The following is a 21565-nucleotide window of genomic DNA, read 5'->3' as shown; positions in this document are numbered from 1 at the left end:
TAATGAAAATGAACTCACTACAACAAAAGAAAATTCAAATATCCAAGGAGGTATCAAAAATAAAAGTGATGTTAAGTCCAAAGTGAAAAGAGCAAGGCATATACCTGACCCAGAAATCAAGTTAATGGCAAAGCAGATAATTTCCAGAAGTGACCTTCCATCTTCAGAAGGCTCCCTTCCTACGGGAACAAACTTCATTGGAAAACTAATTAGCACCATTGATACTAGAGATCAAAAGCAATTCATAAAAGTTCTATTGCCCTATGGTGGTTCGTTTAAAGGTAAAAATAAAATTCCAAAAGACACAATTTTACTTGGAAGTGTGAATTACCAAGGAACTGGTAAGAAAGTTTATATTACTTTTGTAAAAGCAATCTTCCCTGATGGTAAAGAATTTGAAATTAATGCTCAAGCTTTAAACCCTCAAGATTATTCTACTGGAATACTCGGGGACTATCATGGAATGGCTACAGTAAGAATTGCAACAACTCTAGGGCTAAGCATGGTTTCAGGAATGACAGACGTATTAACAGAAAAACAAGCATTAGGCGAAAGCGGTGCTGTTACTCCTAAAGCAACTATGAAAAATGCCTTTTATCATGGCGTATCTAAAGTTTCTGAAATGGAAGCAAATAGACAAGCCGGTGAATTATCCAATGAAAAGGCATATGTCACTGTAGATGCTGGAAGTGACCTTATTGTTTCTCTAATCGCACCCTTAAAAATCAAAGAAGATTAAAAATGAAAAAACAAAACTCTAATCAGGCGGCAGAAAAGCTATTTTTAGCTTTTGGAAAGATATTTCAACTCTATTTTAGTATTTCTCACTATGGCCTTAAAAGAATTAAGTTTAAATCAATGCAAACATGGTTTTACCTATTCTTTTTCACGATGTCCTGCTTTACAGCGACCTATAACTATGACTTCTTGATTCTGTTTCATAAGCTAATGCCATTTTGGTTTACTGAAGGAATTATTGAATTGCTTGTAAAGGTTCCTTGGCTTAGCTATTTCTTCCTGTTCTTATCTAGTGGAATTGTTCTAATTTTTCCAGCGTTGGGATTAAGAGAATATAAGAAAATCAAATCATATCAAAAAGATTTTGATTTCTTGTCTATCAAGGCCGGTAATGGTGTCGCCCCCAAAGTCGTACAGGTGATTGAGCTTGATGAGTATAAATCAAGGGTAATTGTTAAATCTGAGGGAATAGGAGCTGATCGTTATGAGACTAAGATCAATGATTTAACCTCGGCTCTTGGCCAAATCGTTGAAGAAATTAAGCCATGTAAGAACCCTAAATATACTCAATTCAACTTAACGAAAAAAAGGTTGGCTGAGAAAGTTAGTTACTATGAGCTACCAGAGGAAAATGAAAAGCCTTATAACTTTTCAATTGGTGAGTCTCTTGGTGGATATTTATCTCAAGATATTTCCAGTTTGCCACATATGTTAATCGCTGGAACAACTGGTGGTGGTAAAAGTGTTTTCTTCAAGCAGACTTTAATTTCGCTCTTAAAATCAAGTGATAATCTTCAGCTATACCTTTTAGACTTAAAAAAAGGGGTTGAAATGCGTCCTTTTGAAGACCTTCCCAACGTACAGGTCATAAAAACAGAAAAAGATGCTGTTACAGTTCTTAAAAATCTTAAGGCTGAAATGGATAGAAGATTTAACTACCTTGAGAAAAATAAGTTGAAAGAAATTGATCCTGTAAGGGACAAGATGGATAAGATAATTATCGGCGTTGATGAGGCATCAGTTCTTTATACAAAGACGAAAACCAATTCTGCTAAGAAAAAATTCATCGAGGAAGCCAGAGAGCTTACAGATGAATTAACAAAGCTTTCAAGAGCCGCAGGTATTCATTTAATTCTAGCGACTCAAAAGGTCACAAAGGAAACTATTGATACGAAAGTTCAAGAGAACATTGGTGGTCGAATGTGTTTTAGAATGAATACACTTCAAGGCTCAATGACAGTTCTTGGAAATAAAATGGCTTTAAACCTTCCAGATGTTAAGGGACGTGGGATTTGGGCAACTGGTAACAAGTTTATTGAAGTTCAAGCACCATTTCTTTCGGAGGATGAGCTAGAAAGTGAGCTAAGTCTCATTGCCAAAAACTTTGAAGAAAAAGAAAAGACATTTCATGGCCCAATGGTGTCCCTCGAAAAAGTCGAAGGAGAAAAGAAAAAAGTAATCCGAAAGGCATCTAGCAACGAGAAAGCAAAGGAGATGATGAATTAAAAACACAAAATTAACTGAAAGAGACTTTAAGCTGTTTGAATTTTTATTTAAGTATAAAGTGGCTGACGTTAAGCAGATTCAACATTTTTGTTACCCAACAAGTGAGTTTTGCAATCTAAGAAAAAGACTAAAAAAGCTAGAGAAAAGTAATTTCATATCTTTTAAATCTCATTATAGCTTAAAGAGCTTTAAAAAAGTATTTCATCTAACTGACAAGGGGCTTCTAAAGCTAAAGGAAGTAACCCCTATGGCACTTGTAAGAAAGCAACTTAAAAGTTCAAGCATTGAGCATGATCTCCCTCTTGTAATTATAGGAGAAGCATTAAAAAGTTCAAAAAATATACTCCAATATTATTCGGAGAACGAACTTCAATGTTTTGAGGATTTCACCAATGATGACCTCACGAGGCAATTTGTTGATCTTAACTGTGATGGATATGCATTAATTAATTTTGATAATGAACGCTATCACGGTGCAGTTGAATTTGAACGTACTGAAAAAGCATCTCAAAGGTATGAACAGTTAGTTATAGATTATTACATTAGCTCAAATGTAGATGTGGTTTTGTACTTTAGCAAAACTAACTCGATCATAAATGAGATTAAACATTATGAAGAACTTCATTATAAAGGTCATGAACCTAAGTTTTACTTTCACAAGCTAGAAAATGAACAAAACATGATTGATGGAGTCACCTTTCAAAACAGAAAAGGACATGAACTAGAGTTCTAGTGTCCATTTTCTACCCTACCTCTGTGTTACCTGTAACAGGTAATGCAGTTTCTTTCAACTTGTCGAAATTATTTAGTTTCTAAACTCAATAATAAGACTCAATCAGACATAGGAGCATTTATGCATAAAGTATCAATTTTGATTATGGCAATGGCCATATTGACTACGGGTTGTTCAACAATGAGAGAATCACTGACTCTAGGTGTATCGACTGGTGCTGCAACGGGTGCGGTAGCAGGAGCATCACTAAGCAAGAACCGAGGCCAAGGCGCTCTTAAAGGCGCACTTGTCGGCGGTGCAATCAGTGGTATTGCGTCTTACTTTATCCACAAGGGTCTAAAGAAAAGAGACCAGAAGACTAGAAGAGAAACACTTTTTAACCTTGATAAATTTGGAGTTGATTACCCGAAAAACTATTCACAGGAAAATGGCCCCGGCCTTTCAAAACCAGTCGTTGAATCACAGTGGGTCGATACTCAAGTACAAGGCAAAAAATTAATTGAGGGACACCGTATATGGATTATTTCAGAAGACCCACAATGGATTCCTTCAAGTAAAAAGGAAAAGGAATAATGTTGGTTAAACAACTTTCCTTAGCAGTTCTACTAATCTCCTTAGCTTCATGTGGGGAGAAATGGGATGAGGAATCAGAAAACGCACATAGGACACCAGTTCCCACGACTCCACAAATAGTCTATGAACCAATAGTAGAAAAAGAAAAAGTCACAGGCGAAACATTTTTAACAGATGTTGAAGTTGGAGAAACGATTGTTTTAACGATCACAGGAAAAATGAACGTACCTATGTTTGGCCCAAGCTATCAGAGATCACATCGTTCATTTTGGGATCAAAGACATTGTGAACGCGACCCTATTTGTCCAATGTGTTTCGCAGTTAAGAGAATATGCTTTGATATACCTAGAAAAGGTCGATGTAACTTGAAATATCGAAACTATAATGGACAAGTTCAGCAAGACATTCTTTTTTCAGACAAAGTTGAAGATTCAAAACTAAGGTTAAAAATTGGTAATAATCTTTACCCATTAGGTAGAATCACAAATCACGGTGGTATGGTCATTACAACTGAGTTTGCAGTTTCAAAAGAAATGCTACAAGAAAGCAATGAAGTTAGTTTAGCCATTACGCCTGATACGAACAAAGGAAATGTTAAAACAGGTTTTCTTGGATATGGCTCCTGCCAAGGTAAAGGACGAAGACATTTTAGACATGAGGGTTCTACTTCAAGTAGAACTTACAAAAATCAAATTGTGCGTGACTATCTTGTTACTGCACACTTCAAAAGGATTAAAAGATAATAAATGACAAAATTAAAATCAGGACGGCTGATTTTAGATGAGGGGGCCATCTCGGCTCTTTCTTCTATGTATGAAGAAATGAAAGATCAAAAGTGTATTAAAATTACTCCCTCAAAACTCGGCTCTTGGATAATCTCAGAGTTTTATAAAAGCTATTTCACTAGATACAAAAAGAAAATATCTAAAGAACATTTTAACACTAAGGAGTACCTAAAAAATGTTGTCTCAAATATTGATGATAACGATGATATTGAGGCGGTTTTGAAATCAACACTTCTGGAACTTTCCCCGAGAAAAACAAAGTCAAAACGTGTCAGTAAAGAAGAAAAAGAAAGAACTCTCGAAGCGTAAACGCCAAGTTAGGCTAAAAGAGTTTGTAATTGAAATTAACCCTGTTGAAATATCAGATATTCAAAATAAGGAAAGAATAAAGCACTTATGCCAATTAATTTTTCCAAACATATCTGTAACAGGCTCCTAACCCACTGTTATCACTTATATTTTTTACTCTATTGACTAGCGTGATAATTCACGCTAGTCTTTAATTGTACCGATAAGGAGATATAAGTGGTTGATTGGGATGAGACAGATGTTCCAGAAATTAAAGAAAAACTGATTAAGGAAATACTTAGTGAGATGGACAATCAAAACTTATCCCAAGGTGAAGTTGGCCGAATGATCGGTATGGATAGAAAGAATGTAAATAAAACCCTTCGAGGTACTGAAAGAGGGGTTTCAATCAATCAATTGATAAGAATTGCCAATGGCATAGGACTTAAAGTTGATTTGATTATAAAAAATAAATAGGAACTTTATATGAGAAAAGTTGGAATTTATTGTCGTGTAAGTACAGATGAGCAAGCCAAGAATAAAGAAGGCTCAATTAAGTCTCAAGTACAACGACTAAAACTAAAAATTGAAGAGAAGAATAGATACGAGAATAATAAGTGGGGAAAACTTGTTGGTATTTATAAAGATGAAGCATATTCTGGAAAAAATACCGATAGGCCTCAGTACCAAAAACTCCTTGATGATGTAAGAAGAAATAAAATTGATACTGTTATCGTTACCGAACTATCAAGGCTTAGCCGTTCAGTCACGGACTTTTTAAATTTCGTTCAAGAACTTGAAGATTTAGGAGCAGACTTTATCTGCTTACAATATGACTTCGATACAACTAGCCCTGCTGGAAAAGTCTTTATGACAATCATCATGGCACTAGCGCAATTTGAAAGAGAGCTTACGGCAGAACGTATCAAAAATAATTTCCACGCTAGAGCATTAAGGGGTCTTCTAAATGGTGGGACACCTATTCTAGGATTTGATAAACACCCTACTCAATCAGGCTCTTTAGTTATTAACAAAGATGAAGCCAGAATTGTAAAAAAGATGTACCAAGTATTCTTAGAATCAGGACAAATCTCTGAGGTTCTAAAATACTTAAAGAGTAAGAATATCAAAAATAAAGCATGGACTTCTAAAACTGGAAACAACTACGGAGGAAAAGCTTTTACTCATTCCACAGTTTATAGACTTCTTACGAATCCGTTTTACATGGGAAAAAGAGAAGTAAATAAGGAAAACAAAGAACTAGATCAATCTACATTGAAAACTACAGAAAAATACCACTTCGTTGATGCCTCTTGGGAAAAAATTATTAATGAGGCTGATTTCAAAAAAGCTTCAAAGATATTAGAGGCAAACAAAGCTGTAAAGCATACTGCAACACATGACTTTATCCTCTCTGGACTACTTACCTGTGATGAATGTGGACAGCCCTTATTTGGCCAATCAGCCACAGGAAAAACAAACAAGCATTACTATTATGGCCACAGCAAAAAATCAGAATGCAAGGTTAAGCGATACCCTGCAATTGAATTAGAGCAAAGAATTAAGAAGCACCTATTTAGTATTTTAAACAATCAAGCCCTTAAAGATGATTTCATTAGCATCTTAAAGGAACTCTCTACAAACTCAGCTCCTGAATATAAAGGGGAATTAAAAGCGAAAAAGAGAGAAGAAAAGCTAATACAGGGGCAGATTAACAAACTCATTGATGTTATTTCTAGTACAGATATGGCCGGTAGTGTTGATGCCATTGTTAAGAGGTTAAAAGACTCAGAGAAAGAGCTTCAAAATATTCAGGAACAAATTGCTGAGCTTGAAATCAAGGCATCCAATGAAGAACCTCAAACAATTAACCCAGACTTTGTTATCGAAAATCTTAAACAGCTTAGCTCTGAGAGATTTAGAAAATTTAAACTTCAAAAGAAGCGTCTAGTTGCCAAGAGCGTCATAAAGAGCATCAATATTAGCCCTGATAATTTGATTCAAATTAATGTTTGGACTCAGGAGAATAAGAATAAAGACCAGAGAAACACTGGTGATGAGAAAGGAGTCATACTCCCTTTTCTTAAAGCTGGAAGGACACTAGGCTTAGCTAATACGTCTCGTGGTGGAAGGTCTGAAAAAAAGGCAAAAAAAAATGCTGAGATCGAAACCCTTGTGACCGAGGGTTCGTCCAGCATTGCAGTTGGTGGAGGTCGGAAGAATCGAACCCACGTCCAATTATCTTCGTTAGTTAGGTTAAAAAGTGCATTTTACTTAGCCAAACCTAGCCAACGAATTTTCCGCATCCCCCTCAAGTGATAGTTTGCGTTTTGTAATCAATATTGACTACACATTTAGTCTATCACGGGTGGCCTTTCAAAACTAGGCCAAAGTCTATGGATAACAAAATGAAAGAATTCAAGAAGCTCTCCTTCGGGAGAACTTCTTACTGATCTGAAGAGAAAAGTTGAACGACGTTTTCTTCGTCGTTAAGATTTTTAGGTAGAACTTTGAGGCTTTCTGTTGCCCCTTTTACATCAACACCAGACAATCGAGAGTATATATCCATTGTCTTAGTTTCTCGCCAACCTCCTGCGGCCATCACCTTATGAGTGGACACGCCATCAGATAACAAATGCGTTGCAAAACAAGCTCTCAAAGTATGGAATTTGATTGAAGGTATATTAATATCTTTGCAAAAAGACCTTAATATACTTGCTTGCATTCCTCTATCCCATTGCCAATGTCTAGGTAAAACAAAGTCTGTTTCGCCTGTCTTGTTTTGTAAAATAATCAAAAGCTCTTTCAACTCAGAAGATATTGGTACGTTTCGCCAATATCCTGCTTTTGTTGATTTGGTTGTTCTTGTTTTTGTATTATAAGATTCATCGACTCTCATAATTTCATTTTCAAAATCAACTTTTGACCATTTCAATGCATACAGTTCACCATTCCTCATACCCGTTAGGATTGCAAAAGCCCAAACTGGATACCAAGGATGATCTTGTTTCTTTGCCTCATATAAAAGAGTTTTTATCTGCTCTCGTGTTAAAATTTCGGGGAGTTTGTCTTCAGTTTTCTTAGTCAGACTTAAACCATCCATCGGTGTTTTGTTAACACCAAGGATAAGTCTTTCTTCAAGCCCCCAAAGATAAATTCTATGAACTACGTTTCTGAAGGTTTTCATAACTTTGTATGATTTTCCTTCGTCTTCCATCTTCCTTAGAACTTCTCTTGCATCTGCAATTCCGATTTGGTTAGCAGGAACTTTCATCCACTTACCAGACCAATTTCTTAACAGGGCAAGATAGTCTTTGACCGTCTCGTCTGAAAGTCTCGAAAAGGTATTCTCCTTTTCGTACTCTTCCCACTTTCTCACGACAGCACCCCACAATAGACCACGACATTCAATGTCGTTGATTTCTTCTAGGGCCTCTTTAATGAGACGCTTCTCTTCTCGTTCCGCTTGCCTTTTTGACTTCAGCTTATAAAGTGTTTTTTGCACTCGTAGGCCTGGGTCTTTTTTACTTCTTACGTTGACGTAAACCCGATAAAAGGTTTGGTCGTTTTCTTGATATTCATTAACTGCCATAGAGACCTCCTACAATTTCTGTAGAATTCTCAAGCAGCCTATCAAGGTCGTCTTTTCGAAAATACAATCGTCGTCGCCATTTTTTACATTTGATTTGGCCCCTAGAGACCATAGTTCTTAAAGCACCGACTGATTTTCGAATGTAAAAGGCAGCTTCTTCACTCGTTAACCATATTAAATTGTCAAAGAACGAGTCAGAGTATTTTTGAAAACGCTCTGACTTTCCAATATTCTCGTTGTCCATATTATCAAAATCCTTTCTGTTTGACATTTATTTTTTATGTTTATTTATCAAAAAATTAATGTCACAAGTTGCTTAAATCATTGTCACTTTTTCAAAGCAAACCGTTACATTTGCGAGGACTGAAATACTAAGCCTTGACGTACTAATTTGAAGAATTCATCTCTAGTTATTTTGCCATTTTTAGAGCAGTAATTTTTATAATCTCTTTTGAACTTATCTTCTTCGCTTAGAGAATCTTCTTGCAGTTCTGTTACAGTATTTTTTTGCATTGTTGTAATGAGATAATTTATCAGAGTATCTATTTTGACAGTATTTCCAAAATCTTTTTTGTTAACTTGTGCGAGAACTTTCTTCAACTTGGTTGCGGTAGATTTGGTCAGTCTTATGCCTGTGTATTTAGAGTCAGTCTTAGTCTTTTGTTGATTTGTTGTATTATTATTAGTTTCCATTCAGACCTCCGGCTTCGTTTATATTTGTTTGTGGTTTATTGTTGTACTCCCTGCATAGGGGGGAAGAAGGATTTTCGTCGAAAAATTTGGTTACAATCGTTTTTCTAATGTTTTCAATGGATTGCATGGTTATATGTTTTGTACTTACTGTTGTCTCGGAATCAGTAGGTACAACACTTAGTTTGAAATCAATTTGATATTCTTTACTACCTACTGATCTGAAACGAATAGTATCATTCTCATTAATACTATCTCTTAAAGCATAAAAGAATTTAGGTTCCTGGCTTCTTGTCCTGTACTCAAGTTCAGCATTTTGAACTTGTTTCTGTGTTCCTTCATGTTCAGATATATAGAAAACAGCTTTTATATTTTTATTGCGGTAATAACGATCTATCAGGTCTAAATACCTTGGTTTGGTTTTAGAAGACCTTTCGTATTCAAGTGCTGCCTTGAAACTTTTCCCTCCAATTCGAATCTCTAAATAGCCATCTGGCCTTAAATCACCAAGATTCATCCTTGCTTCGGTACATTTCAAATTATCCCGAACATTATATTCATGTTCAGTAAGCATATATTCGATTTTCTCCCTATTCTTTAATGACCTCCATATATCAATTAGGTTAATGTCATGGTTTGGGCTATTAGTGCCCTTCCATATATATGCATTCTTTGAAAAATCAATAAATCTTTTAACTGTGGAACTTGTTAACCTATAGCACTTATCTCTGCTCTCAAGATTAAAGTATTTTGCTTGAATATATCCTGCCCTCATCAAACGATTTAATCTTACTCTTGTACACTTTAAAGATTTATAGTCATTAAAAACGTCCCTATGAATTACTTTCGCTATCGCTACTCGATGCCTAAACAAATAATCAAAAAGTTGTATGTCTCGCTGCTGAAGTCTCACTCTTTTTATTTTATTCTTCAATCGTTCCTCCTTCTTTTACTTCATCCAGTTCGCCAACAAGTGACTCTTCATCTTTCTCAATGTTTTCACCTCTTGTTTTTTTCTTTTTTAACACCTTAGTTTTTTGTTTCGTTTTATCTCCCTTACAAAATTCAATAATCTCTTTTTCTTCGATAAATGGTGCTTGAAATTGAATAAAGTCTTGGCCGTAATGCCAAATAGCTCTTCCCCTGATTTGTGGAAGCTCTTCAGCTCTTTTGTTACCTAAGACGAGTACAGATGCATTATTACCACTCATCTTAAAACATACCTTTGCAGCAATATTGTCTTGAATACTGGTATCAATTGTTTCCTTAGTTACCTTTTGAGTTGCTAAAACAAGGTGGATTCCTGCTGCACGAGAGAGTTTGGCAATATCATCAGTAATTTCTCTTGCTCTGACCTTATTATGGTAATCACTACTTCCTTTATTCTTTTTCATATAGAGGACACTACACTCATCAATTCCTAGAATAATTCGTGGCATTCCATCTCTTTCAGGAACTATCGTTTTCTTTTCAATAGATTTTAGATGCTCAAAGCGATCTTCCATTTCTTCTTTTACCTTCTCTAAAACGTCCACCGCATCTTTAACATTAGAAATGATTTCAACCCTGTCGGAGTCTTTGAAATCCGTCATTTCAAGGCCTCCCTTTAAGTCAATAAGATACATTTTTAGTTTGGGTGTTGACCCTAATAAGGACAAAAGAACTTGCTTGAAAAAGACACTCTTCCCTGAGCCTGTCATTCCTGCAATTAGCATGTGTGGTAATTCTGCAATATTTTGAGTTATTACTCCATTTTTGGACATTCCAACAACGAAGTGATCTTTAGAAACCTGACTTGTTTCAAGGTCGGAGAATCTAATCATTCTTGGCAATTCTGCCTTAGAAAAGAGAATTTCTATTTTAGATTGGTCATTCTTAACCCTCTTTATTTCCTCTATTACTCCAAGCTTAAATAATCCCTCCAATTGATCTTTTTTTGATTCAAAATCTGTAACACCTAAGCCTTTTGGGTCAATTCGCATTTTAACTGAATCATTATCAATACGAATACGACTCAATACTCTTGGGAATTTATCTTCAGAATTCTTTAGCCTGGCCAGCTTAAATATTTTCTCATCCCTGGCCCTGAGATACATCCAACGAAAACCAAAAGTGGCACAAGCAAGTAGTAAAACAACACTTGATACTAGTAAAAATTGATATAAATTATCACCATTGAATAGCCCTTTGTTCCTCAACCAAAAGAAGGCATCCTTATCCAAGGCCAGGAATAGCTTTAAATGAATGTTATCTTTTACGAATAAGTAAACATACAAGCAGTAACTAGACACAGCTAGAAAGGCAGTTAAAGTCCTCTGAAAAGCAAATCTAATAAGTTCTCCAAGTCCTACCCCAATACCAAATATTGCTTGTCCAAAAAGTTGAAAGATTTCACTAAAAGCCCTATCAATGCTTCCTGACCATTCTGTTGTACTAGACTTCACATCAATTTTTTGCAAACAAACCTCCTATAATTTCCTGACATGTCTTTAATAAATATAAACTTCCTCCTACTCGGCCCCTTTCATGGGGCTGAGTGTTTTTATTGCTGTGCTTTTTGTTTCACCTACAAATTGCGGTGCACTTTCTTCTTCCTTATCTTTTAATAATCCTCTGAAACTCATAAGCATACAGCCTGTAAAGAAAGGCCCTATTAAAACCTGCAACCATGAGTAAACTGAGTACATATAGTAAATTCGTGAAGTAACAACTTTGGAATAATAAAGATGAGCACCAGAATTTAGTTCTCCCAGATACTCTAATGTTTCACCTGCAATCGCTAGATTTGTGACAATGTGATAAAACAACGTCCAAATTGGTTCCCATAGCAATACAGAAAAATAAGTTAAAAACCAAAATACTATCCACTTCCACTTTCCTGCAACGACAGGAAATATAAGCAAAGGAAAAAGTGCAACGAGTAGTAATGTAATGAAACCTTTAACATGGGGTGCTCTTGAAAGTAACTGGTTAAACTCTTCGCTTCTTTTTGCTGCTAATGCTGATCCATGAATACCATCTCCATCAAAGCCAAGAAGTGAGCCAGTTATTGATAAAAAACCATCCCAAGTAAATATCTTATTTAAATATTGAAACCATTTAGCTGCCCCTCCAGGAACCTGACTTCCTTTGTTAATGCCAAACCAATCTTCATCAAGATAATGATTTAAAAGTGCACTTGAATAAGAAATATTTTTAAACTGTTCTTCCGAGAAATTCTTAATGTAGTAATCTCTAAATGTATCTCCCCAACCATCTGTTGTATTATCGACGTAAGAATGAAAAGAGTTTGAAACATTTTGTTTTAATTCCAAACAATCTAAACTAGTTCCAAAATCACCGCCATCTCGACCTTCAATTTTTATTTCAGAAAGAGCATTGTCTAGCTCTGTTTGGTTTTGTTTAAAGAAGCCTGAAATAAAATCAAGTCTGCGATCTTGAGTCTCAACTAATGGTAATACCTTTTCAACACACTCTTTTGTATAAAAATTAATTTCTTCTCTTAAATCAGGATCATCAATTGTTGTTGCTCCTGCATACATAATTGATTTATAGAAAAAACTAGGTGCTTTTAGCTGAGAATGACTTTTAGTCATTAGCTTATCAACTAAATGTGAAAGTAATGCACTGAACTCATTGGCTGACCTTGATAATATATCAAACAAGGCACTCACTTCGACTCTTTCATCAATTGAAACACCCCTAGAAGCAACATAAGGGTTTTTATGCCATGATTCTCCTTCGTAGTTTTTCACAAATGAATCTGAACCTACTTTTAAAACACTTATGCCAAGAAATATTGAAACAAAAATCCAAAAGAACTTAGATAAAGGGACAGAGGCCCTATAAACTAGGACTCCGGGCAAATACTTCGAAAAAAATTTAAATGTTGTAAAAAAAAAGATACAACCAATCGTTAGCAATACGATTGCTTGAAAAAAGCTCTCCGATACTAAAATATCTCTCAAACCTTTTTGTAAATTTAAACCCAAGTAGAGATATAAGGCTTCATAACCTGTTGACGAATACATTACTTATCTCTCCTTACAAAAAATTCCATCGGCACAGTTCCAGAACACTTTTTCCGTGTGATATTTTTGCTTTCTATCAAAATCTGTTCTAATAACTCTCCCTTTCTTTACACTTATCCACTCTTCACCTTGCTTACTGATATTTGCCAATACTTTATTTAAAGGCTCATTTTTCTGCTTATGAAGCTCTAAGGTAAGCTTTACGCTCGATTCCAAAGAATCTCTTTTATTCTTAAGTGATGTTTTCTTAGAGTCGGGTAAATTTGGGTTTTGTTCAGCAATATGTAAAAGATCAAGAGTCTTATTCATTTCACTCGAAAATCTTGTTAATGCAATCGCTTCACTTAATTTATTAACTGCCATTTCTTGTTGTTTGTATGGCATAAAGACAAGTGCCTTTATTGTTTGCTTATCAACTAGAACGAGTTCGGAACTCCCTGAGATCGTTTCCAAATCACTTTTGGTCACAATTGCTTCTACTGGTCTTTCGCTATATCGGCTTTCTGTTTTTTCTATAACTTTGCCAATCTCTTCTTTAGTCTTTTGAATAATTGACTGATAGTAAGTTCTTGGAGTCATTGCAACCTTTCTAGGCCCATAATCCAAGGAGACTTTACCTTTCGAAACTGCAATATCACCTACTAAGGATTTCGTAAGATCAATAACTTTTTGTGCAGCTTTGCCTTTGAAGCCGGCCCACTTTGAAGATGATTCAATTAACTTGTTATTACTACTATTACTGTTTTTTCCACTCCAATCAGCCAAGTCATAATCAAAAACTCTTGAGTTTGAGCATTCCTTCATTGCAGCTTCCATGTTCCCACCATTTCTTTCAATAGCCTTATGAATGCACTTTTGACGTTCCTTGTAGAAGTCTTCTGTACGAGAATCTGTATATTTATCTATTAATGAACATTGGTCTAATCGAAGTTGTGAAAGAAAGTTAGCATTCATTCTTGTATGCTTTAAAATTGCACACCAAGTAGGTGAAAAGTAGCAAGTAACTAACATTGGAGAGGCCGCTAAAATATCTCTCCCCATATCTCCAAAATACTGTGCATCTAATAAGTTCTTTAACGAAGCTCTTAGGGTAGATTTCAAATCAACACGACCACAATCAGAACCAATTCCTAGATCAACTCCTAAGTTTGCAGTAGCATTCCCATCAAAGACGGGATCTTTGCCCCTATCCCTTGAATTTAGTAAATAGTCATTAGGTCTCAATTTAGATGAATGACGATAGTTGTAGTTAGCACTCGCACTTGATGAAATTGCTATTAATACCAGAATAATACTGATTACTTTCAAGCTTTCACCTCCTGGCCTAACAAGTTTTCAAAGTACGACGGAATATCTTTCGTTAAAAGCCTCATAACTTCCCATTTATCGCCACGACACTTTACAAAAGCATCTTCAACCTTTTCCATGTCTTTCATATTTGTTGGTGCTAACCATTTCTTAAAAGGAGTAAGCCAAAATCTAAAAGCCCCCTGATTTGACTTGTTTTTATTTACATAAAAAACTTCAGCATATTTGTCTTTGACTGTATCCAAAGACTTTATGATTTGCGTATTTGCTTCATCAAGCAAACTTGACTTACTCTTCAAGTATTCAACATTATCAGGACTCATTTTCATAAAGATATAATTGTCAGCAACTTGCCACATGGCTTTCCCTGCCTCGATTTCAAAGTAGTTCTGTGGCCTGGGGGTTAATCCAATAAGAAATACACCAAGTTTCCTGAAGGTTTCTGCTGCATCAATGATAAATTTCGAGGCCTCTGAGTTCGTTCTTCCAAGCATCCCAAGCTCTTCAATAATTACAAAACCGCCCCTCCCCTTATTCTCTGGAAGTTTGATAGTTTGACGAATTTCCTCCATTACAGACATTGTCATTAAGGTTTGAAGTACAGGGTCAGAATCTAAAGAATCAAGATCATAGACAAAATAGCGAGTATCTTTATTTGCAATTGATGATTTACAGCTTTTAAAATACTTAGAATATAAACCATCACCGTAAAATGGTTTTAACTTGTTTAAAACTTCCTCAATTTTATCTTCAAGCTTTTCAAACTCTTTTAAACTCGTTAAACCTGATAATTCTGAGATAAAACCATCTACAGAAATTTCTACATTTTCATCATTACTACTTTCAACAAGTTCCCCATCCAAAAACTCTAAACCTCTTTGATTCTGAGCACTCTTGTATGCCAATTTAAGTGATTTAGTAATTGCTGCAATATGCTCACTTTCAACAACAAAGTTCGGACTAGTTAATTTGATTGCTGTAATCAGAAGTTGAGTTAGAAACGAAATTTTTCCCTCATCATATACGCCTCGAAATGGTGAAAAAGGAATTTCTTCATTAGGATCAAAGATAGTCATATCAGCATCGAAATACTTACCAATAATCTTATGAGATGCTTTCTTTTCAATTGCAAATATTAGTGGTTCTGGTTCAAGTCTTTTTAATGCCTGAACACAATCAATAATAAACGAGGATTTTCCAGAACCCGAATCAGCAATAACTACGGTATGATTGGAAATTTCATTTAATATAAGGCTAAACAAGGCCAGGTTATTCTCTCTTGAAGTATAAAGCTGAAGACCTTTTTCATAACCTCTAAAACTATCAAATATAGGCAAAAACTTGATAGCATCTGATTTTAAAATTCTAATAAACCGTGATGCAGACAAATCAGCTTCAGGTGTATAACACAATGGTAAAGAATTGAAATACAATCCTAATCCAATATCTTTATCTGAAATAACTTCTGACTCTAGTTTATTGTTGAAAACATTTGCGACCTTACGTTCTTTTTCATCAAGCTCATCATCCGTTTCACCTTCAATGATAACGGTATAAGTCATATAAAGAACTCTATCATCGTGAGCCAATTTTTCTTGAGCCTCTCTAATTTCTTTTAACTGCCTTCTCCCTTTAGCTGTTTGTGTTTTATCAAGTAGAAATTCTTTTACATCGTAGAACTTTTTAATTTTATCTTTTTCTGGAAAACTAAACGAAATAGAAATCTTAAAAGGAAAATCTAGTTCCAGAAAACTAGCGGTACTTCCTGCATAGGCAAAACTAGGAGCCATCTTTAGTGATATTGCTCTTGTCTTTACTCCTTCTCTTGAAATTCCTTCAAAAGAAAGTTTCGGTGAGTTGTATATAACTTGCTTTGAAATTGATACTTCATCGTTATATTTTGCAAATTCCCTTTTATAAAATGTCTTAGGATTAAATTCTTTTCTCAACAATCGAACCAATTCATACCCTGTTACTTTTTTCATTTTTAAAGATGAGTTGCATTCCAAGTCAGCAATATGCGCTTTGAACTCTCTGAGTCTTTTTATAAAAGATTTTGTTTCATCAAAAAGTAGGGCTTCTCCCTTTTTAAAAAAGTTTGAAACAAAACTTTTATTATCTACTGAGCAGTTTCTAATCGCTAAATAAAGCACTCTTTCATAAGGTGAACTTTTTCGTGTTCTTTCAACAGCTTCTTTATGAAGTAATTTTGAAACGACATGACCTTTATCGTCGTTTAGTAACTCGTTCCATCTATTATCCAACGGCCCAATTATTCTCTGGTCAAATAAGAGTTGAAGGGTGTAAGAGCTAGGAAGCCCAAGCCAAGTCTTCAATCTACTAACCGAATCAACAATTTTGGAGACAACTAAAGGCTCATGCTCAACTAGTCTTACTTTATAGACTGCCCCTAATGATCCATCTTTCATTAAAAATAAATTCTCATCTTTAATGAACTCGTCATAGGGAAGGTATTTCGATAGAGATTCAGGACGGCTAAATAATGCTTCGGTAAAAATTGTCTTTCCCGACAAGGCAGAGTTTACTATGCTACTACTCATTACTTCTCTCTCCCATTGATTATTACTTTTTCTTTTTCAATTTCTGCAAAAATATAACCACCAAGGAAATAATCACCATTTGGTAATTCGTGAGGATATACATACACCTTCACTCGCTTTGCAGGTTTTTGAACTGCGGTGAATGCCCCATTGCTTTTAATCTCTACTTTCTTACCTTCATATCCTGCTCGTTTTTCAAGCATATTTTCACTTTTGGCCCTATTTAGAGCACATGAAGTAAGACCACTACTAATAAAGAATATTAGTAAAATATGAATAAACTGATTCATCTCTGACACTCCTAGATTTCTTAAAGTATTCTTTTGGTAATTCGACTTTATCGGCCATAACGATCCACACATCTCTTCCTGAGCCGACATTAATAGTAGGTAAAAGGCTTTGAGCTTGCTTTAAGTACCATTGAGTAACCTGGCCAGCAGCATTTCCTATTCCTCCTGCTCCAATATATTTCGCCTGATCGCCTGTAATGATTGACTGACTTCCACCGTTACTATTTGTACTTGATGTTGTTTGTGCTGCTTGAATAGCTTTTCCTACACCTTCAACCACTGATGACAGAAATGCCATTGCTGCAACTCTATCTTGTTTGGAATTTACCTTTCCTGTTACTCCAAAACTGTTATCAACACCATCAGCAGTAAAACCATTCACCTTTCTTTCAAACATTTGCCCCGTTTTTGAGACACAACTCAACTTCACCGCTTGCATTTCAACTCTTTCTGTACTCAAACTTCCAGATGCCTTTGCAATCATAAAACAACCTACAAGATCGAGTTTCTTATCGTTCGGCAAAATGTGAGCAAAATCTAGTTGTAGTAAAACAGGATAATTCTTTCCTTCAGGAGCCTCTATTCCTGTCATCATCTTTGCCTTAACATAACTCCCCGATGGTAGAACAATCCCCTCATTCTTTACGACTCTCGAACTTTTAACTGGAAACGAGATAAGAGTTCTTGATTTTTTCTTTCCCTCTCTCAACATATTTCTGGTTTGAGGAATGGATGATGATCGAAAGTCCATCTGCGATTGATGAACTCTTATTTCTTGAGGTGCAGAATTTTGAATATCTTCTGCTTTCTTCGGCTCTCGTAAGTTTTCAGTTTGCTCTTCTTTCTCTAAGACCTCTTTCTTATCTACACGAACTTCAATTTGGTTAGTTTTGTCTTTAAGTGCTTTTATTGACTCTTGTAGCTGTAAATGTGAATTAATAATCTGATCCATCTTTTTTTCTAATATTCTTTCCTTTCCCCTATAGACCCTTCCATAAGAGTTACTAATCAAACGAGAATCCTTAAAGTCCGTCTCCTTCTCGACTTGAATCGTTTTACTTTGATTTATGCTCTCTAGCATTACTGAAAGCCATACAAGAAAGATTAGCAATGCCGAAACCAATGCCATGTTTTTTCTTTTTTTGTTTGCTGTAACAAATTCCTTTACTAGCAAATAAACAGGGATAACTTTCTGAGCACCTTTAATCATTACTGCCACCTTTTGTTACTGCAAATGGCAATTTAATATCTGAGTAAACGGAACTTGGTTTGGCCACAATTCTAAGATAAGTAACTGATTTCCCCATTTTCCTAGAATAGACACTCTCATCATCAACTTGTGACATAATGGCCTGGTTGGGAATCCCTAAAGTAATTGCTTCAGGATTAATCTGCACTGTTGTATTATTTGTTTTATTTTCGATTTTAAAGATATAGCCGTTGAATCTTTTTCCTGAATATGTTCGAACTAGCTTAACATTCAGCATTTTATTGATGCCCCAAATCGTTCTTACAAGCTTTCTTCTTTTGTAACCTGTAACTGAATCATCTCGAACCATAGCTTTGAGTAATTCCAATTCACTTATAGTCGTTAAATTTTGGGTTTTATTTACTATTTGCTTTTTCGATACAAATTCGTAGAAAGAATCATTATTTAGTGATGAATTCTTTTTTATCGCTCTAAAGCTTGTTCTCAAAACTGTTCCATCTTCTAGTACAAATAGAACTTTGCCCTTCGATTTTCTAAATATTGGTTTAATTGAAAGAAGTGTATAGTCGGGGTCGTTTTTATCTACAGGAGCAATTTCAAAGTCACTAACATTTGAAATAGTCTTAACCTGACTCGGAAATCTCAGAATCGTTTCCTCTCCGTATATCAAGTTTATTTTTTCAACAGCTTCACCAAATACGATCTCACTTGCATTTGCACTTCCCAAAGTGAATACTGCTGACAGAATAAATAATAAATATATTCTAATCATCTAGCTGGCCTCCTATAATTTTGTTTTAACCTTAAATGCTTTTTTTGTAGTTCTTTTCAAATCAGTTATATTGACAACCCATCTCTTCTTTTTATTTGGAGCTACGGCTGCAAGTTTCATTTCTACAACTTCATCAACAGCTCCAATATATTCATGGTTAACGTAGGTTTCCTTTTTACATAAGGCCGTCACTTCATATTGACCTTTATCATTCGAATATATTTCTTGTTTCCCACACTTAAGAATTTCCGTAATATTTTCTGCAACAACATATTCTTTCCATTCATACGTTTGTTCTTCAAAACGACGTTTCAAGTCTAAACTCATATTCGAACTTAATTTTTCATACTGTTTTTCAATATCTTTGCTATTTATATTTCCAAGGAGAGATAAAAATGTTTCAACAGCATCTTTTACATAACTATCAGATATAGTGTGTGGACTAACTGGAATATAATCTGGAAGAACAATGTATTCTTTTTCTCGATATTGCTTGGTTAACTTATTAATCTGATTACGATTTACAACGTATAGAAGAGAGAGTACGCACAGTAGAACGACAGATACATTTTGCCATAAGAGTTTTTCTTTCAATAATACCGACTTGTAACAAATAAAACTTGGGAGCTTAGATAAATCTACTCCTTCATACTTTCCGACAGCAGGCACTTCTACCTTTGCTTTTTCAATTCCTTTATTGATTGCATCAATCATATTCGAAAATACCTCTTTAGATTTATTATTAAAGTCATCAATTCCCTTCCTTATGCTTACGATTAGTTGTTGGCTCGCTACTTTCATCAATCTGACACCTTCTTATTTTTTTGTGGATTAAAGAGGCCTGGTAAAGAAACACCAAACCGCTTATAAAAGTAGTGTAAGAACACCCCTCTATTATTATTTTTTTTGACATAAGGAATTACCCCGATGGAGATGCAAAGGAGAAAAAACATCATCCACCAAGAGTAAAAAATTATTCCAAAGAAAGTTATGATGAAAAGAGAAATTGCCAAATCCCATAGATCAAAGTGATCCATGAACATTATAGGGCCATCAATTGTTTGACTTACTTGATTACCATGTTCTCTTTTTAAACTTTCATACGAATGCATCAAACACCTTTGAAACGATTTACTAACTTTTATTTTGTTAGTTCCTAACTTTTATATTTCAAGTGCGATGCCATTTTTGATGACTGTTAAGTTGCTAATTTTTGTTAATAAAAAAAAGAGTCACTATCGGGTTTCCGATAAAATCTGACTCTAATTAAGTGAGATTAAAATATTTTAATAACTTACTAACTGACGAGAGTTCGTCACAAAAAAAGGATATTATTGAATGAGTAAAAGAAAATAGAGACTTAGAGGCTATCGGTAATACGACAGCCTTACTTTATTGGTGTAACCGTAACTTTGGTTTTATTTGGAAAGATAACCTCAACATTGAATTCATCTATTATTATCATTGTTACTGACTGATAAAATGAAAAATTAGAAACTGCATTTTCTTCATATACAGCAAAATTAATGCCTCCCCCTTGCGGATCACGCACAGAAGGATATGAAACTGATTCAGGAATATTTGATAAGCCTTGAATCCATTGATGAGAATGAACATAACTCTTTGTATCTAGTATTTGATCTTTATTTGCTTCGCCCTGAACATCAATCGGCTTATTGTTTGGATGAAAGTCTAATTTTATAAGGCTTGCATTGGTTTGCATACCTAACTCATTTTCCCAATCTTTAAGCTTCCAATACGCAAACTCATAAAATGTAGTATCATCTTTTTCACTAGCATATAGTGGCCAAGTATCATAACCTTCTGGGCCAAACCGAGTTACCCCTTTAGAGGTAATCCCACCAGTTCTTTTAAAATGATCTGGCCAATCAATCTCATCAAGAACTTCTCCTACAGCGTAAACTTCATCAGGAGTATCGAGAAACTTATTTGAATTTCTTTTCTTTAATACAGAACAACGAAATAGTGTCATGGATTCATCCTGGCCTCTAAGTATCTTCTAACGTCTCGAAGGTGACTTGGATGCTCAAAGATATATAAAAGCGGTGAAAGTTTATTAAAAGCACGATGCTCTGTTTCTAACCACTTCACTTGATCTTCTGTTTTTACAAAATAACTAGATATTGTGTCATAAAGCTCGATAAGTTCATAAATCTGTACATCATCTGGTGTGTACTTATCTTTTGAGACTTTAACACTACCGTTTTTGAACCATCCATTAACTGTCGTTCGTGGCTTATGTAAGAGCTTTGCAATTACGACCTCGTCGAACCCAAACTCTTTTTGAATTCCATGTAGTATCTTATAAAGGCCTTTATGAAGGTCTTCAGGTGATGATGATTCTAAAGGTTTTGGAACTAATGCTTCCATAATACTGCCCCTGTTATACAGCTCCATTATACCACCTCTTCGTACTATTTAGTATTTTATTTACAATACTTATTAATTTTTCACAATTTTTACAGTA

General features: G+C 35.0%; 23 protein-coding genes. 8 read left to right on the top strand and 15 right to left on the bottom strand.

Annotation, left to right across the window (positions count from 1 at the left end; translation table 11 throughout):
• Nucleotides 1-124: 124 nt before the first annotated feature.
• From H6622_08215 to H6622_08180, 8 genes are all read left to right on the top strand, one after another.
• Nucleotides 125-739, top strand: coding sequence for a TrbI/VirB10 family protein (locus H6622_08215; GenBank protein MCB9061490.1), 615 nt, complete (start codon nt 125-127; stop codon nt 737-739).
• 2 nt (nt 740-741) lie between these two features.
• Nucleotides 742-2244 (top strand): hypothetical protein, encoded by a 1503-nt coding sequence (locus H6622_08210; protein MCB9061489.1) that lies wholly within the window; start codon nt 742-744, stop codon nt 2242-2244.
• A 58-nt stretch (nt 2245-2302) separates the two neighbouring features.
• On the top strand, nt 2303-2977 hold the full coding sequence (locus H6622_08205; protein ID MCB9061488.1) for a hypothetical protein: 675 nt from the start codon (nt 2303-2305) through the stop codon (nt 2975-2977).
• A gap of 120 nt (nt 2978-3097) precedes the next feature.
• Nucleotides 3098-3550: a hypothetical protein gene (locus H6622_08200; GenBank protein MCB9061487.1), complete on the top strand. Its 453-nt coding sequence runs from the start codon at nt 3098-3100 to the stop codon at nt 3548-3550.
• Nucleotides 3550-4293, top strand: a complete 744-nt coding sequence (locus H6622_08195) for a hypothetical protein (GenBank protein ID MCB9061486.1) — start codon at nt 3550-3552, stop codon at nt 4291-4293. The genes H6622_08200 and H6622_08195 overlap by 1 nt, the downstream gene beginning before the upstream one ends.
• Before the next feature lie 3 nt (nt 4294-4296).
• Entirely contained in the window at nt 4297-4644 is a 348-nt protein-coding gene (locus tag H6622_08190; GenBank protein MCB9061485.1) for a hypothetical protein, read from the top strand.
• A 216-nt stretch (nt 4645-4860) separates the two neighbouring features.
• Nucleotides 4861-5100, top strand: coding sequence for an XRE family transcriptional regulator (locus tag H6622_08185; protein ID MCB9061484.1), 240 nt, complete (start codon nt 4861-4863; stop codon nt 5098-5100).
• Nucleotides 5101-5109: 9 nt separating this feature from the next.
• On the top strand, nt 5110-6942 hold the full coding sequence (locus tag H6622_08180) for a recombinase family protein (GenBank protein MCB9061483.1): 1833 nt from the start codon (nt 5110-5112) through the stop codon (nt 6940-6942).
• Between the two features lie 127 nt (nt 6943-7069).
• On the opposite strand, the gene H6622_08175 is transcribed toward H6622_08180, so the two are convergent.
• The 15 genes from H6622_08175 to H6622_08105 form a co-directional block, all read right to left on the bottom strand.
• Nucleotides 7070-8215, bottom strand: a complete 1146-nt coding sequence (locus H6622_08175; GenBank protein ID MCB9061482.1) for a site-specific integrase — start codon at nt 8213-8215, stop codon at nt 7070-7072.
• Nucleotides 8205-8486, bottom strand: coding sequence for a helix-turn-helix domain-containing protein (locus H6622_08170; protein MCB9061481.1), 282 nt, complete (start codon nt 8484-8486; stop codon nt 8205-8207). Before H6622_08170 ends, H6622_08175 begins: the two co-directional genes overlap by 11 nt.
• A gap of 77 nt (nt 8487-8563) precedes the next feature.
• Complete coding sequence (locus tag H6622_08165) at nt 8564-8908, bottom strand: hypothetical protein (GenBank protein MCB9061480.1); 345 nt, start codon at nt 8906-8908, stop codon at nt 8564-8566.
• A complete protein-coding gene (locus H6622_08160) occupies nt 8898-9839 on the bottom strand; it encodes a hypothetical protein (GenBank protein MCB9061479.1) in 942 nt (313 codons plus the stop codon). The genes H6622_08165 and H6622_08160 overlap by 11 nt, the downstream gene beginning before the upstream one ends.
• Complete coding sequence (locus H6622_08155) at nt 9829-11364, bottom strand: DNA translocase FtsK (GenBank protein MCB9061478.1); 1536 nt, start codon at nt 11362-11364, stop codon at nt 9829-9831. Before H6622_08155 ends, H6622_08160 begins: the two co-directional genes overlap by 11 nt.
• Before the next feature lie 51 nt (nt 11365-11415).
• On the bottom strand, nt 11416-12936 hold the full coding sequence (locus H6622_08150) for a hypothetical protein (GenBank protein ID MCB9061477.1): 1521 nt from the start codon (nt 12934-12936) through the stop codon (nt 11416-11418).
• A 3-nt stretch (nt 12937-12939) separates the two neighbouring features.
• A complete protein-coding gene (locus tag H6622_08145) occupies nt 12940-14244 on the bottom strand; it encodes a hypothetical protein (GenBank protein MCB9061476.1) in 1305 nt (434 codons plus the stop codon).
• A complete protein-coding gene (locus H6622_08140) occupies nt 14241-16805 on the bottom strand; it encodes a TraC family protein (GenBank protein ID MCB9061475.1) in 2565 nt (854 codons plus the stop codon). Before H6622_08140 ends, H6622_08145 begins: the two co-directional genes overlap by 4 nt.
• Nucleotides 16805-17095 carry a hypothetical protein gene (locus tag H6622_08135; protein MCB9061474.1) on the bottom strand — a complete coding sequence of 97 codons (291 nt, stop codon included), beginning with the start codon at nt 17093-17095 and terminating at the stop codon, nt 16805-16807. Before H6622_08135 ends, H6622_08140 begins: the two co-directional genes overlap by 1 nt.
• Entirely contained in the window at nt 17055-18305 is a 1251-nt protein-coding gene (locus H6622_08130) for a hypothetical protein (protein ID MCB9061473.1), read from the bottom strand. The genes H6622_08135 and H6622_08130 overlap by 41 nt, the downstream gene beginning before the upstream one ends.
• On the bottom strand, nt 18298-19077 hold the full coding sequence (locus tag H6622_08125; protein MCB9061472.1) for a hypothetical protein: 780 nt from the start codon (nt 19075-19077) through the stop codon (nt 18298-18300). The genes H6622_08130 and H6622_08125 overlap by 8 nt, the downstream gene beginning before the upstream one ends.
• 12 nt (nt 19078-19089) lie before the next feature.
• Entirely contained in the window at nt 19090-19878 is a 789-nt protein-coding gene (locus tag H6622_08120) for a hypothetical protein (GenBank protein ID MCB9061471.1), read from the bottom strand.
• Nucleotides 19878-20189, bottom strand: coding sequence for a hypothetical protein (locus H6622_08115; GenBank protein MCB9061470.1), 312 nt, complete (start codon nt 20187-20189; stop codon nt 19878-19880). The genes H6622_08120 and H6622_08115 overlap by 1 nt, the downstream gene beginning before the upstream one ends.
• Before the next feature lie 275 nt (nt 20190-20464).
• Complete coding sequence (locus H6622_08110) at nt 20465-21070, bottom strand: RES family NAD+ phosphorylase (GenBank protein ID MCB9061469.1); 606 nt, start codon at nt 21068-21070, stop codon at nt 20465-20467.
• Complete coding sequence (locus H6622_08105; GenBank protein MCB9061468.1) at nt 21067-21468, bottom strand: DUF2384 domain-containing protein; 402 nt, start codon at nt 21466-21468, stop codon at nt 21067-21069. The genes H6622_08110 and H6622_08105 overlap by 4 nt, the downstream gene beginning before the upstream one ends.
• Nucleotides 21469-21565 lie beyond the last annotated feature (97 nt).

The organism is Halobacteriovoraceae bacterium (assembly GCA_020635115.1).
Taxonomy (GTDB): domain Bacteria; phylum Bdellovibrionota; class Bacteriovoracia; order Bacteriovoracales; family Bacteriovoracaceae; genus JACKAK01.
Note: the sequence above shows the minus strand (reverse complement) of the source record. Positions and strands in the feature narration are given on the sequence as shown.